The following is a 14787-nucleotide window of genomic DNA, read 5'->3' as shown; positions in this document are numbered from 1 at the left end:
TCTTTGTTGGGTTGTGTGAATAGCTATTTGTCCTTGGGTGCAGTATGCTTTGCCTGCAAAATACAGAAAGGAGAACGCTCCATGAATGCGAAAAAGAATCTCTGTGCAATGATTCCCGCAGACCTCCACGCCAAGGTCATTGCGGAGAAAGAGCAGCTGGCGCTGAGCACCTTGGGAGAATATGTGGAACTGGTACTCAAAGAACACTTCGAAGGAGGAAAAACGATCATGGCAGCAACCAAAACCTTGGCATTCCAAATCTCTGAGGAACTGGATCAGCGGCTGAAGAACTTCATCGCCGCCGAAAAGAAGCGCGGCCGGAAGATCAGCCAGAAGGAGTTCGTCATCGGACTCATCGAACAGGCGCTGGCCGAATATGAGGCGCAGAACCAGACCGAGGAAACGACCAACGAATGAGATACCGCATGGACGCCGGGGAATGAACCCCGGCGGCTTTTTTCTTGGAGGTGAACTATCCTGTACATCTATCCCGATAACCTGACCGCCAAAGCAATGCTGTGGCTTTGGGAACTCAAGGATGTGGGCGTCATCGGCGTAGGGCTTTTGCTCTCCGTCCTGGCGCTGACCCAGACCGGAATTTTTATTCCGCTGGTGCTGACGGCGGTCTACGCCTTCCTCAGCATCCGGTTTGACGGCACCAGCATTCTGGACTTTATCCGGTATGCGGTGGCCTTCCTGATCACCAGACAGCAATTTTATGAATGGAGAATGTGATATGAGCTATGACGAAACCATGTTCGGTACGGCGCCTCCTTTCTCTTTTGAGGAAACCGAAGGATACGAAGAAAAAGATCTGTCTGCTTCGCTGACCCTTCGGTGGAGCCGGAAACGCAGACGCTGGGAGTGTGACAATGCGTATTTCTGGCACGAGTCCCAAAACAAGTGGTGCTGCCGCAGTGAGGACGGCAGATATTATCACGGCTTCCGCAGTCTGCGGGCCCTTCTGAAAAGCTATGTGGGCGGACGCCTGTGTGAAAGCTCCCGCTGCGATGGTGCGAGAAATGTCCGGGCAAAATACTGGTTCCGCCAGCACCCCAAGACGGTGACCTGCCGCGTCACCATCCGCTGCACCGGCCTGTTTCCGGCGCTCTTTTCCAAAGGAGGGATCACAGTATGAGCAGAAAGAAAAAAGATAAGTCGGCCCAGTCTACCCGGCAGCTCATGGGGATCGACAGCGTCAAAGACTACTGCATCGCCACCCGCATGGGCGACCTGGTATTCTTCATCATCAAGCCCACCAACATCAGCGTCCTGCCGGACTCCAGCATCAGCGCCAGAATCTACGCTCTGCTGAATGTGGTCAAGGGACAGGCCGAGATCGAGATGCTGGCGCTCAACTCCAAGGAGTCCTTTGAACGGAACAAGACCTTCTATCAGGAACGGCAGACCTGCGAGGAGCTCCCTGCCATACGCAGGCTTCTGGAGCAGGACAGCACACACCTGGACCGCATTCAGGTGCTGATGGCCTCCAGCCGGGAGTTTTATATCATCATCCGGCTGCGGAAGGAAAAGGATACGGATGTGTTTCCGTACCTCAGCCGCATCGAGCAGAGCATCAATGACAACGGATTCACCACCCGCCGGGCCGCCGAGCAGGATCTCAAACGGATGCTGGGCGTCTACTTCGAGCAGAATGTGACCACCGAGCAGTACGAGGACTACGACGGTGACCGCTGGGTCATTGTGGGCGAATAAAGGGAGGAATTCCATGGCAAAGAAACGAGTAAACCCCGCACCTCAGGGCCGTGAGGAGGCGAACATCAAGTCCTTCCTGGACATGATCGCTCCCTCAGTGGTCAGCTTCATGCCGGACCACTTCATCTGCGGCAACACCTACCGCTGCGTCTGGGCCCTTCGGGAATACCCCACCAGCACGGACGAGCAGGCCATCCTCCGCCACCTGGGAGAAAAGGACGGCATCACCCTGCGGATCTACACCCGGCAGGTCACGCCCGCAGAGGAAAAGCGAATCATCCAGAACGCAGCCAACAAAAACCGCATGAACAGTTCCAACACCAATGACCTGCAGCAGACGGTCACCGCCGAGAGCAACCTGCAGGATGTGGCGACCCTGGTGGCCGCCATGCACCGCAACCGTGAGCCGCTGCTCCACTGTGCGGTCTATATCGAGCTGACCGCCTCGGACTACAACACCCTCAAGCTGCTCCAGACCGATGTGCTGACGGAGCTGGTACGGAGCAAGCTGAATGTCGACAAGCTCCTGCTCCGCCAGCAGCAGGGCTTCCGCTGTGTCAATCCCAGCGGTCACAATGCCTTCGGCGTCCAGTTTGAACGGGTGCTGCCCGCCTCCAGCGTGGCAAATCTCTATCCCTTCAACTACTCCGGCAAACTGGACCCCAAGGGCTTCTACATTGGCAAAGACAAATACGGCAGCAACATTCTGGTGGACTTCGACCAGCGGGACGAGGATAAGACCTCCGCCAACATCCTGATCCTGGGCAACTCCGGTCAGGGCAAATCCTACCTCATGAAGCTGCTTATCCTGAACCTGTTGGAGTCCGGCAAGTCCATCATTTCCCTGGACGCCGAACACGAACAGCAGGAGATGTGCGAGGCGGTGGGCGGCTGCTTCGCCGACCTCATGGCCGGACAGTACATCATCAATGTGCTGGAACCCAAGTGCTGGGATGACGGCGGCGATCCCAATGCCACCGACGCGCCGGAGGCCTTTCGCAAAAGCACCCTGCTGGCCCAGCACATCTCCTTCCTGAAGGACTTCTTCCGGGCCTATAAGGATTTCAGCGACGCGCATATCGATACCATTGAGATCATGCTGTCCAAGCTGTATCAGAAGTTTGGCATCACCGAGCGCACCAACTTCAGCCGGATGCGTCCGGAGGACTATCCCATTCTCTCCGATCTGTACGACCTCATCGAGCAGGAATTCAAAAACTACGATGCCGGTCAGCACCAGCTCTATACTGAAAAGCTCCTGCAGGAGGTGCTGCTTGGCCTGCACTCCATGTGCAAGGGGGCCGACGCCCAGTTCTTCAACGGACACACCAACATCACCTCCAGCCGCTTTCTGGTGTTCGGCGTGAAAAGGATGCTCAGTGCCGCCAAGAATGTCCGCAACGCCATGCTCTTCAATGTGCTGTCCTTCATGTCCGACAAGCTTCTGACCGTGGGCAATACCGTGGCGGCTCTGGACGAGCTGTATATCTGGCTGTCCAACCCCACTGCTATCGAGTACATCCGCAACTGCCTGAAGCGTGTGCGAAAGAAAGAATCCGCCATGCTTCTGGCCAGTCAGAATCTGGAGGACTTTGACCAGGAAGGCGTCCGTGAGATGACAAAGCCCCTGTTCAGCATCCCGCCCCACCAGTTCCTGTTCAACGCCGGCTCCATCGACAAGCGATCCTACATGGATATGCTTCAGCTGGAGGAGTCGGAATACAACCTCATCAAGTTTCCTCAGAGGGGCGTCTGCCTGTATAAGTGCGGCAATGAGCGATACCTGCTGGAGGTTCATGCTCCGTCCTACAAGGAGAAACTCTTCGGATCGGCAGGTGGTCGCTGATGGCTGTGCCTGCGGCAATCGCAAAAGCCGCCGCCATGCTCCTCACCAATGAAAAGACCCGAAAAGGTGTGGGCTGGATTCTGGTGGCAGTCTTTTCACCGGTCATTCTTTTGATCGCCCTGCTCTGCGCCATTGGTTCCGGCGGTTCAGAACACAACAACTATTCGGTGGAGGCGTGCTTCTATGGAGGCGAGTTCTCCGCCGAAGTCCCTGCGGAGTTCCGGTATCACATTGAGGAGATGCGCTCGGCCTTTTCTCTTCTGGACTCGGCGGTGTCCTCTGCCAATGGGCAGATGGACAGCGGCAACAGCCTTGACCCCATCCGTGTCAAGGCTGTTTTTTATGCCCTCTGCTTTGGGGAGGACGCCCCGTCCACACGGGCGGCGAACAGCTTCGTGGGGTGCTTCTACACCACCGAAACCCGAACCCGAACCGTGGAAGTGACTCTGGAGGACGGGACTACCAGTACAGAGGAAGAAGAATATACCGTCGCGGTGCCGATCTCGCTGTACCAGGCATACGCCAATCTGGAAGCCCATCTGGGCAGAGCAATCACGGAGGATGACAAAAGCAACATCGACCACATCTATACCATGATAGCCGGTGCCGTGGGTGGCGGCAGCTACAGCGGCGAGTATCTCCGAGGGGATGGGAGCAGCATTGTGCTGGACATCTCCACCTTCACCGATCCCACCACCAAGAATGCCGCTGACCTTGTGACCTACGCCATCCATGCCTGGGAGTCCGGCTGGGGTTATGTCTGGGGAACCTACGGCAGTGTCCTCACCGATTCGCTCTTCGCCTATAAGTTGGAGCAGTATCCGGATGGCGTTGGTACCTACGCAGACTTCATCCGGGCCAACTGGCTGGGAGGACGGACAACGGACTGCGTCGGTCTCATCAAAGGCTATGGCTGGCTGAATCCCGAAACCCTCACCATTGACTATGCCACCAACGGCATGCCCGACCTGGGAGCAAACCAGATGTACTACTCCGCATCGGTGTCCGGTCCCATTGATACCATGCCGGATACTCCCGGCCTTGCCGTCTGGCACGACGGACACATCGGCGTCTACATCGGAAACGGCGAGGTCATCGAGGCCATGGGCACCAAGTACGGTGTGGTCAAGACCAAGCTGGAAGGCCGCGGCTGGACCCACTGGCTGGAGATCGAATACATCAACTACAACTGAGAAAGGAAGTGCCAATGAAACAAGTGAACCTGACCATCACCTTCGATGAGGAGAAGCTCTCGGCGCTCAAACGCTACATGGGCAAGAAGGAGCTTGACCTGGACCGTGAGATGACGGATGCGCTGGTGAAACTCTATGAAAAATATGTGCCCGCTCCGGTGCGTGAATACATCGACGAGAGCGATGTAAACGCCGCTGCTCCGAACAAGTCCCGCCGCAGCCCGAAGCCTGTCACGCCCAAACCCGCAGAAGAAGTGGAGGCGTCGCAGTGAACAGCAAAGACATCACCCTCTGGATTGACGAGCGTTGGTACGACGCCCTCAGCAAGCATCTGAAAGATGAAACGCTGGAGGAGCATCTGGAGAATGTCCTTGATGAAATGTGCAACCAGCTTCCTCAGCGGGAGTACGAGCGCATCAGCCACGAGCTCTGGGCAGAGCAGCAGGCGGAGAAGGAGGCTCGGGAGGCCACACGGCGCTTCGCCGTTTTCCATGTCACGGAGGGCGGCAGTGCCGACTACTTCCTGACGGAAGAACATATGGAGTTCCTGCAAACTGCCCGACGCCTTCGCAGCTATATCCGCAAGGCAGACGGCGACGCCCCCGCACACTTCACTGAAATGTTTCCCCGTGGAGAGAAACTGTCCCGTGAGCAGTTCGAAACATATGTGTCGGAGCGGCTGGATAACACCGGCAGAGTGGTCGGTGCATTCGACATTGACCTGGACAGCGGCTACCTCGATGCCCTCAACATCATGGACGGCTGGAAGCGATTCCGCATTCAGGATGTCAGCACCGCCGTCTACTTCGCCACGAAGAAAAGCGCCGCGTCACCGGACGAACAGTGGCGCACCTTCCTGGATCGTCTGCAGGGAAAAGAGATCACATACGAAACGGAGCCCCAGTATCTCACCGGTATCCGGACGCTCCACGCAGAGGACATCTCCTTTGCGGAGGATATTATTCAGAACGACAACCTGCTGGAGTTCTACATGGAAGTATCGTTCCATGCGGACGAGGTGTTCGGAACCAACGTCTGTACCACCGAGAACGATGACTGGCTGAACATCTATGCCAACTACGATCTGGATGCCCGCCGTGTCTGTGACACGCTGGAGGTGTATCTGCAGCGGGGCAACGGCGATGAGGAGGCGTTCAAGTATCGCCTCAGCGCCGAGGAACAGGCCCTGCTCCTCCCCAGGATGAACACCTACTGTCAGGAGTACTGGGGCCAAAGTCTGGAGGAGTGCAGTGCGAACTATCTGTCGGAGCAGAGTCCGGCATCCCCGGAGATGCAGATGTAGCGCCGTGTTGCCCCCTGTGGGCCGCTGTGTGCGGCTTTCAGCGGCTGACCGACCGAGTACCCCGCCCTGGGGAAACAGGCGGGGTTTGTGCCGCTTTTCGAGGGAGGTGGAGGCCGACGAAAGGCAAGCAGGAGAAAGGCCCGACGCTCCTTGTGCGCCGAGCCATTCACAACTGCCCGCAGTGCGGGCAGTTTCAGGCTTTTGGATAGGCCGTTCCTTTTGAGCCTAAACAGCAGCAGGAACGCTCCATTTTACGAGAACGCCGCTGTACCAAGGGTTTTACAGCGGTTCCAACAAACAAGGAGGTACTATGGTAAAAGGAAAACAGAAGGTAACTGTATGGATGACCCCATCTGTGAAGGAGCAGATTGAGGACACCTATCGGTCAGATAACTGTAGAACCCAAAGTGAGTTCATCGAAAAAGCAGTGGAATTCTATCTTGGCTATCTGCATACCAAGAACGCCGGCGCCTTTCTGCCCGAAGCACTCTCTGCCATGATGACCGGCACACTGGATTACTATACCGGGCGCATGGGCTCGCTCCTGTTCAAGCAGGGCGTGGATCTCCATGTGCTGGGACAGATCATCGCTTACGACACCGACATCGACGAAGGCGAATACCAGCGCCTGCGCGGAAAAGCCATCCGGGATATGAAGCGCACCAACGGGCGCATCTCCTTCAAGGACGCACTGGACTTCCAGAAGTCGGTGTAACCCATGGCAAAGCTCGTACAGAAAAGCGGCTATATCCAATCGGACAAGGCCGGCGGGTACATGAAGTACATCGCCACCCGTGAAGGCGTGGAGAAGCTGTCCGGAAACGGTCCGGTTACCAAAGGCCAGCGGGAGCTGATCCAAAAGCTGCTCCATGACTTTCCCGATGCTGCGGAGCTGTTCGAGTACGAGGACTACTGCAAGACCCCAACGCTTGGAACTGCCTCCGCATTCATCACCATGGCGCTGGATGCAAACCTTCATGAGATGAACTCAGAGAGCGGATACATGTCCTACATTGCCACCCGTCCTCGTGTGGAGCGTCACGGCGCACACGGCCTGTTCAGCTCCGCTCCGGCAGTTGACCTGAATGCAGCCATGTCCGAGCTGGAGGCCCATGAAGGAAATGTGTGGACCATCATCTACTCCCTGCGCCGGGAAGATGCCGCCCGCCTGGAATACGACAACGCGGATGCGTGGCGCACTCTGCTCATGATGCACACACAGGATCTGGCCAGGGCTATGCGGATACCGGTGGATCACTTCCGCTGGTACGCAGCCTTCCACAATGAGGGACATCACCCCCATATCCACATGATGGTCTGGTCGGACAATCCCAAGGAGGGCTTCCTGACCAGAGAAGGCATTGCGGCCATGCGCTCCAAGCTGACCAACACTATCTTCCGGGATGAGATGAATCAGATCTACGAGCGGAAGGATGTAGCCTACAAAGATCTGGTCGAGACAGCCCAGGACACCATGCGGGAGCTGATCCACAGGATGAATCACCAGCTCTGCGACAACCCCGTCATCGAGGAGCAGATGCGCCAGCTGGTGCAGGCTCTGGAAACCACCACCGGGAAAAAGCAGTATGGCTATTTGAAAAAGCCACTGAAAGCGTTGGTGGACACCATCGTGGATGAGCTGTCCCGACAGCCGGAAGTAGCGCAGTGCTACGAAATCTGGAATCAGATCCGGGACGAGCTGAACGAGTGCTACGGCAGCCGCACACCACGGGAGCATCTCCCGCTCTCCCAGCAGAGGGAGTTTCGCAGAATCAAGAACGACATCATCCGGGAGGCCGAGAACATCCGTCTCGGCCTCCCAACTTTTGAAGATGAAGCACTGCAGGACGAGCCTGAGCCGGAGGAAGCACAGGAGGAACATCGATCCACCAGCGTATACGATCAGGCACAGCGCTACCGTGCCGCCAAATCCGTGCTGCAGGATGTCTATGCGCTGGATGAGGAACACGCGGAAGCGGTTCGGGAGCTGGAGCAGCTCTGGGCAGAGGGATATACGGTGGCAGCCCACCAGCTGGGTAAGTTCTACCGGGACGACCTCTCCACCATGCGGGATCATGAAAAAGCCGAGCGGTGGTTTCGATTGTCCGCAGAGGCCGGAAATGACTTCTCGGAATACGCCCTTGGGAAACTGCTCCTTTCTCAGAAACGCACAGCGGAGGCATTGCGCTGGCTGGATAAGGCTGCCGGGCATGGAAACCAGTTTGCCCAATATCGTTTGGGAAAGCTCTACCTCGCCGGCGAGTCTGTAAAGAAGGATGTGAGAAAAGCTCTGGAGTACCTGACCGCTGCCGCCGAACAGGGAAATTCCTTTGCCCAATATACCCTGGGCAAGCTGTATCTCCTGGGCCGGGATGTGGAGCAGGATCGGGAGCAGGCCAGGGAGTGGTTCACACGCTCAGCCGCCCAGGGCAACCAGTACGCTCAATTCTTCCTCGACCGCTTCGACCAGTTCCGTGATCCGTCCGTGATGCTGGCGGCAACCAAGCTGCTCCATCACATGAGCCGGATCTTCCGGGATAATTCTGTACCGCCTCATAACCCGGCCGGAATCCGCATTGACTCCAAACGGCGCACACGCCTGATGGAGAAACGTATGGCCATAGGCCACAAGGCAGACGATCACGAGGAGCAGGTGTCGTATCAGCAGACCATGTAACAGGAGGGAACCATGTCAACCTATATTCACTTTACAGAAGAGCAAAGGCAGCGTGCCGCCGCTGTGGACTTGGAGGAGTTCCTCCGGTTCCGTGGCGAGAAGCTGATTCCGTCCGGCAGAGAGAAACGGCTGGCCAAGGACCACAGCGTCACCGTCCGCGGAAACGAGTGGTACGACCATGCCGAGGAGAGGGGCGGTCACGCCGTCAGCTTTGTGCAGCGCTTCTACAACCTCAGCTATCCCGAAGCGGTGACCATGCTGCTGGGCGGAGAAGTGGGTACCATCTACCCCTCTGCCGCAGAGCGGGTGGTGGAGCCGCCAAAGCCCTTTGTCCTGCCGCCGGTCCACTCCGATATGCGCAGGGTCTATGCCTATCTGGTGAAGCATCGGAACATTGACCGAAGTGTGGTAGCCCACTTCGCCAGGGAAAGGCTCCTGTACGAAGATGCGAAATACCACAATGCAGTATTTGTGGGCACAGATGAGGAAGGCGTCCCGCGTCACGCCCACAAACGGAGTACCAACAGCTACGGAAAAGCCTTCCGGCTCAATGTGGAGGGCTGCAATCCCCGCTACAGTTTTCACCATATGGGAACAGACGAAAGCCTCTATGTGTTCGAGGCGCCCATCGATATGCTCTCCTACATCACGCTCCATCCGGAGGACTGGCAGCGCCACAGCTATGTGGCCTGCTGCGGCACCTCCATCCAGCCGGTGGCGAAGATGCTGGAGCGGATGCCCCAGATTCACACCGTGCTGCTTTGTCTGGACAACGACGAGGCTGGCCACCTGGCCAACCAGCGCATGATGGCCCAGCTGGAAGCGGACTACACCGTGGAACGGCTCGTTCCGGAGAACAAGGACTGGAACGATGACTTGACTACAGTCAGAGAACAGAAATGCGAGGTGAACACATTATGCCAGAGTTTTGGATAACTCTGTTGGAGCAGCTCAAGGAGTCAAAGGTGGCTCTCCTGATTCTGGCCGGCGCCGGAATGTTTCTTGTCATCGGAGGACTTGCTGCGCTGTCCCACTGCTACACCCTGAGCGGCATCAAGTCCAGGACGGTGGGCGACGGACAGCACGGTACCGCGAGGTGGGCCACCGCAAAGGAGATCAAAAAGATCTATGCCCATGTCCCGTTCCGGGTCAGGGACTGGCGCAGCGGCCACAACCGCCCCGCGGAGCAGGGGCTGGTGCTGGGGTGCAAGGGCAAGAAGGGCGAGCTTACCGCTCTGGTGGACAGCGACGATATCCACTGCCTCATGATCGGCGCTTCCGGCATCGGCAAGACAGCCTATTTCCTCTATCCCAATCTGGAATATGCCTGTGCCAGCGGCATGAGCTGGCTGGCGCTGGACAGCAAGGGCGACCTTGCCCGGAATTACGGAACCATCGCCAAGGAGTGCTATGGGTACAATATCTCTGTTATCGACCTGCGTAATCCCACCCGCTCGGATGGCAACAATCTGCTGACGCTGGTCAACCGGTACATGGATATCGCCCGAAAGGAGCCGGGGAATCTGGCGGCCCGCGCAAAAGCAGAAAAATACGCCAAGATCCTGTCCAAGACCATTGTCAACCCGGACGGCGATGACAGCAACCGTGGGCAAAACGCCTTCTTCTACGATGCCGCCGAAGGTCTGCTCACCTCTGTCATCCTGATGCTGGCTGAGTTCCTGCCGCCCGACGAAGACCATCCCCAGGAGCGCCGACACATCGTCTCCGTGTTCAAGCTGGTGCAGGATCTTCTGGAACCCAGTGGCGTCAAGGGCAAGAGCCACTTCCAGCTTCTGATGGGCAAGCTGCCTCCGGACCACAAGGCGCGGTGGTTCGCCGGAGCCGCCCTCAACAGCGCCGAGCAGGCCATGGCCTCCGTCATGTCCACGGTCCTGTCCCGGCTGAATGCCTTCTTGGACAGCGAACTGGAGCAGATCCTGTGCTTTGACAGCGCCATCGACGCCGAGAAGTTTGCGTCGGAGAGGTCCGCCATCTTCCTGATCCTGCCGGAGGAGGACACCACCAAGAACTTTATGGCCGGTCTGATGATTCAGAATCTCAGCCGGGAGCTGTTTGCCGTGGCCGATGAGAACGGCGGCAAGCTGAAAAACCGGGTGGTGCTGTTCTGCGACGAGTTTGGAACCATGCCGCCCTTTGATATTCTGCCCCTGTTCTCCGCCGGTCGATCTCGCCGGCTGACGCTGGTACCCATCATCCAGTCGTTGGCGCAGCTGGAGAAAAACTACGGCAAGGAAGGCTGCGAAATCATTCAGGACAACTGCCAGGACACCATCTTCGGCGGTTTCGCCCCCAACAGCCAGACTGCGGAAGTCCTGTCCAAAGCCCTGGGCAGCCGCACCGTCCTCTCCGGCTCGGTGAGCCGAGGGAAGAACGATCCCAGCCAGAGCCTGCAGATGATGGAACGGGCACTACTCACCCCTGACGAGCTGAAATCCATCCCCAAGGGCAGCTTCATTGTCATGAAAACCGGTACCCATCCCATGCGGACCCGGCTCCAGCTCTTCCTGAACTGGGGCATCACCTTCGGGGAGCCGTACACTGTGCCGGAGCGGGCAAACCGAGCGGTGGCCTATGCCAATCGTGTGGATCTGGAACGGAATCTTCCGAAGTCTGCCAAGGCAGAGGAAGCAGCGGAACACCGGGGCTATGCGGTGTCCGGACACGGCGGTATGGCGCATGAACCAGTACAGGAGAGAACCCGAAAGCGGGGTAAAAGTATCAAATCCATGGAGGAAGAAAACACATGAGCTACTTTGGAACCATCTACGCCGACACCGAACTGCCCTCCAGAGCAAGGGCAGTTTATATGTACCTGCGGGATCGGTCAGACGCTGAGGGCAAGTGCTGGCCCGGCATCAAGACCATCGCCTCGGACATGAAGCTGTCCCGCTCCACGGTCAAGCGGGCTGTATCCGATTTGGAAAAAGCCGGATATCTGGTCAAAGCCCCCCGATACCGTCCCAACGGCAGCAGTACCTCCAATCTCTATACTGTAAAATAAAGAGAAAGTGGTTTGTACCAAAAAGTTGTACAAACCACTTTTGAAGGAATCGAATTTTTAAAACCTTCCACCAAGGGGAGGCTGCGCTCATGTGCTGGACCCAGGGGCGGTTCATTGTGAACCGCCCAGAAGGACTCACTCTAACTGAGATTTAATGCAGAGAAAGAAACTAACGGAAGAACGGCGGGGACTTGTCGGCAATGCGCTCCCGGCAAGTCCCTGCTTTTCTTCTGCCGGAGAGATTGTGCGTTCGCATAAAATTGCGATACGCTCTTGAAGATAATAGAGATTAGCGGTAAAATATAAGTCAAGTGTGCATTAAGGCCCGTTCTTTGAGAATCACCTTACAAAATATCTGTATTATCTGGAAGAAGGAGAGAGTACATGGCGCTTTCTTATAACCGTATGTGGAAGTTACTTGTAGATAAGAAAATGAGCAAAGCGGATTTGAGAAAAGCCGCAGATATTGCGCCGAATACAATGACAAAGCTACGGCGAGATGAAACGGTAAATCTCGCTATTTTGGGCCGTATATGTGAGACCCTCGACTGTGATTTCGGCGATATTATGGAATATGTAAAAGAATCAAAAAATAGTTCAAACACGCAAACATCTTCAAAGGAGTAGTTGTATATGGCAGAGAGGCAACCGTCCTGGGATAAATATGAAGCCGCTATCCTGTTAGAAGGGATCCTTGCCTCTATGAAAGGCGAGCTCACACGCTCAGACGCAGTTAAGGCAGTATCTCACGATTTAAGAGCAATGGCAGTTCATCGGGGCATAGAAATTGATGCGGTGTATCGTAATACAAACGGAATCTCATTTCAAATGAAAAGCATGGAGTCAGCATATTTGGGACGCACAGTTTTCAAACCGGCTACCAGACTTTTTACAGGGGTTGCAAGTTTGTATCATGACTCCCATGACGAGTTTCAAAAATTACTGAAGGAGGCAAGAGCAATGATAATCGATGGAAAAACCGTTAAAGATGATTTCATGCGGTATCTTGCCGAACAAGTGTCTCCTGCCCAGCTTTCTGACTTTTATATTTGTTATTCTGAAATCGAAACCTTTTGCTTGAAAATAAAAGTCCTGCAAAAACCGTTGTTCCAGACAACAGACATCGAAACCATAAAGAAAGTTCAGCGCACAATTGAACAAAATAAATTCTTCAGAATAACCCGCAGAAAGCAGATCAATAAAATTGTTGCTGCAGGGCGATATTACTACAACTACATAAAAGAAGGGCTCTATTCTCGTATTGGCATTGAGGAAACAGCAGTTGAGGAATCCAACACCGCCACTCAGACATTTCAGCCACAACACACACATAATATCGCAAACGATACAATGTCAAAATCTGTTGCGAGTGAACAGTCGGATGAGATAAACAGCAGAAGTTTTTCTCGATACCTGTCGGAAACACTGAAAATGGCCGATGCTACCAGTCGGAGTTATTCTTCGGCAATAAATAATTGTGAGGTGTTTGCAAGAGAACACCAACTGCCTTCTTGGCAACTTTACACTTCTGATCGGCAAGCTGCGCAGGAAACGATTCGCTTACTCTTAAACGATGCGGATTTTTTGAGTTACAATGCGAGGCAGCATAATCGCTTCCGAGCGGCTTTGCAGAAGTTTCTTATGTTCATTGGGGCTGAGCCGCAACAGACTGTTCCTACAAAAGCGGACATAGATTCTGCGAGTCCTTACAGGAATAAAGGTTATGAGCAAGTGCTCAGAGAATATTTCATGAAGGGATTCCGTATGGATTCGCCTCTTGAGATACGCAAATTTAAGAGGTATTACACAGCAACCCATGCCACAGAGCTGACTGACTCTGATGATGACATCAGCAACAAAATCAAGCAACTATGCATTCTTTACGAGGGGAAAGCCTTTCTCCCAGATGTCATGTTGAGCGAAGATCGAAAGGAAGAACTGCTGGATTACATCGAGAGCGCCTTTGCAGACGGGAAAGCAGCTATTTATTATCAAGCGATTTTTGCCGAATTTTCTGATGTGTTCTTGGACTACCATATTCACGATGCCGATATGCTGAAAGCGTACTTGACCTCTATCGGAAACGGAAGATTTTTCATCAACAGAAGTTTTATATCGAAAACGCCCGATGTCAGCATGGACCCGCTATCGGAAGTTCGCTCTTGCTTGCAAAACTTTGGAAGACCGGCGACTTATGATGAGCTTTTTGCTGCACTGCCGCATCTTCCACAGAGTAAAATAAAGTTGATCCTTGCCAGCAATGTTGAATTCGTCAACAATGGCCGCAGCGAATACTTCCACGAAAGTATTGTCCATTTGTCTGATGAAGAATTGGATGGAATTGCTGAAATCATCCAGAGGACCATTGACGAAAGGGATTTCATTGGTGGTAATGAGCTTTATGATGCAATCCGGGCAAAATATCCCTATATCATAGAGGAAAATCACACCCTCTCCGTGTATGGGTTCCGGGATGCACTAAAGGCAAAATTAGGTGATAAATTTTCGTTCAAAGGAAATATCATCAGCCGCTCGGGTCAGGAAATCTCGATGGTGGATGTGTTTGCAAAATATGCAAGAAGTCATGATAGTTTCACGCTGTCTGAGCTTCAGGGATTGGCGGATAGCCTCGCTACGACCATATACTTTGATACCGTTTACGAAAACAGCCTGAGAATCAGCCGGGATCAATTTGTATCGAAAGCAGCGGCCCAGTTCCCCGTTGCTGACATAGATGAGGTGCTGGACCGAATCTGTACGGAAAAGTATATTCCCTTGCCGGAAGTAACGAACTTTGGCGCACTCCCCTATGTGGGATTTCCCTGGAACAGCTTCTTGTTGGAACATTATGTGGCAAGTTACAGTCAGAAATATCTGCTCCTACATAGCAGCTTTAATGGAACTGAATGCGCCGGTGCAATTGTGAAGCGTTCCGCAGGCATCGGCAGCTTTGATGACTTGATCATTGACCTGCTGGCCAACAACAATCAAATAGAGATGAAAAAGCCCCCGTGCTTCAATATCTGAGTG

At 54.6% G+C, this 14787-nt stretch carries 15 protein-coding genes; all 15 read left to right on the top strand.

Annotated features, from left to right (window positions below; all coding sequences use genetic code 11):
* The first annotated feature begins 81 nt into the window (after positions 1 to 81).
* The 15 genes from BQ5383_RS07270 to BQ5383_RS07200 all read left to right on the top strand — a co-directional run bounded on the left by BQ5383_RS07270 (position 82) and on the right by BQ5383_RS07200 (position 14784).
* Positions 82 to 417, top strand: a complete 336-nt coding sequence (locus BQ5383_RS07270; protein ID WP_071430758.1) for a hypothetical protein — start codon at positions 82 to 84, stop codon at positions 415 to 417.
* A 60-nt stretch (positions 418 to 477) separates the two neighbouring features.
* Complete coding sequence (locus tag BQ5383_RS07265) at positions 478 to 735, top strand: hypothetical protein (RefSeq protein ID WP_071430756.1); 258 nt, start codon at positions 478 to 480, stop codon at positions 733 to 735.
* A gap of 1 nt (position 736) precedes the next feature.
* Entirely contained in the window at positions 737 to 1138 is a 402-nt protein-coding gene (locus tag BQ5383_RS07260) for a hypothetical protein (RefSeq protein WP_071430754.1), read from the top strand.
* Positions 1135 to 1716, top strand: coding sequence for a hypothetical protein (locus BQ5383_RS07255; RefSeq protein WP_071430752.1), 582 nt, complete (start codon positions 1135 to 1137; stop codon positions 1714 to 1716). The genes BQ5383_RS07260 and BQ5383_RS07255 overlap by 4 nt, the downstream gene beginning before the upstream one ends.
* 13 nt (positions 1717 to 1729) lie before the next feature.
* Positions 1730 to 3562, top strand: coding sequence for a VirB4 family type IV secretion system protein (locus BQ5383_RS07250; protein ID WP_071430750.1), 1833 nt, complete (start codon positions 1730 to 1732; stop codon positions 3560 to 3562).
* Entirely contained in the window at positions 3562 to 4755 is a 1194-nt protein-coding gene (locus BQ5383_RS07245) for a hypothetical protein (RefSeq protein WP_071430748.1), read from the top strand. The genes BQ5383_RS07250 and BQ5383_RS07245 overlap by 1 nt, the downstream gene beginning before the upstream one ends.
* A 14-nt stretch (positions 4756 to 4769) precedes the next feature.
* A complete protein-coding gene (locus BQ5383_RS07240; RefSeq protein WP_071430746.1) occupies positions 4770 to 5027 on the top strand; it encodes a DUF6103 family protein in 258 nt (85 codons plus the stop codon).
* Positions 5024 to 6058, top strand: coding sequence for a hypothetical protein (locus BQ5383_RS07235; protein ID WP_071430744.1), 1035 nt, complete (start codon positions 5024 to 5026; stop codon positions 6056 to 6058). The genes BQ5383_RS07240 and BQ5383_RS07235 overlap by 4 nt, the downstream gene beginning before the upstream one ends.
* Positions 6059 to 6368: 310 nt before the next feature.
* Positions 6369 to 6773: a hypothetical protein gene (locus tag BQ5383_RS07230; RefSeq protein ID WP_071430742.1), complete on the top strand. Its 405-nt coding sequence runs from the start codon at positions 6369 to 6371 to the stop codon at positions 6771 to 6773.
* A 3-nt stretch (positions 6774 to 6776) separates the two neighbouring features.
* The gene (mobP3, locus tag BQ5383_RS07225; RefSeq protein ID WP_071430740.1) at positions 6777 to 8735 is read left to right on the top strand and encodes a MobP3 family relaxase; all 1959 of its coding nucleotides are present in this window, start codon (positions 6777 to 6779) and stop codon (positions 8733 to 8735) included.
* Between the two features lie 12 nt (positions 8736 to 8747).
* Positions 8748 to 9671 carry a DUF3991 and toprim domain-containing protein gene (locus tag BQ5383_RS07220; RefSeq protein WP_071430738.1) on the top strand — a complete coding sequence of 308 codons (924 nt, stop codon included), beginning with the start codon at positions 8748 to 8750 and terminating at the stop codon, positions 9669 to 9671.
* Positions 9653 to 11503, top strand: coding sequence for a type IV secretory system conjugative DNA transfer family protein (locus BQ5383_RS07215; RefSeq protein WP_071430737.1), 1851 nt, complete (start codon positions 9653 to 9655; stop codon positions 11501 to 11503). The genes BQ5383_RS07220 and BQ5383_RS07215 overlap by 19 nt, the downstream gene beginning before the upstream one ends.
* The gene (locus tag BQ5383_RS07210) at positions 11500 to 11757 is read left to right on the top strand and encodes a helix-turn-helix domain-containing protein (RefSeq protein ID WP_071430735.1); all 258 of its coding nucleotides are present in this window, start codon (positions 11500 to 11502) and stop codon (positions 11755 to 11757) included. The genes BQ5383_RS07215 and BQ5383_RS07210 overlap by 4 nt, the downstream gene beginning before the upstream one ends.
* A 384-nt stretch (positions 11758 to 12141) precedes the next feature.
* Positions 12142 to 12384: a helix-turn-helix domain-containing protein gene (locus BQ5383_RS07205; RefSeq protein ID WP_071430733.1), complete on the top strand. Its 243-nt coding sequence runs from the start codon at positions 12142 to 12144 to the stop codon at positions 12382 to 12384.
* A gap of 6 nt (positions 12385 to 12390) precedes the next feature.
* Complete coding sequence (locus tag BQ5383_RS07200) at positions 12391 to 14784, top strand: hypothetical protein (protein ID WP_071430731.1); 2394 nt, start codon at positions 12391 to 12393, stop codon at positions 14782 to 14784.
* The last annotated feature ends 3 nt before the right edge of the window (positions 14785 to 14787 follow it).

It is taken from the genome of Angelakisella massiliensis (assembly GCF_900104675.1).
GTDB lineage: Bacteria > Bacillota > Clostridia > Oscillospirales > Ruminococcaceae > Angelakisella > Angelakisella massiliensis.
This window is presented reverse-complemented; position numbering and strand designations above follow the sequence as displayed.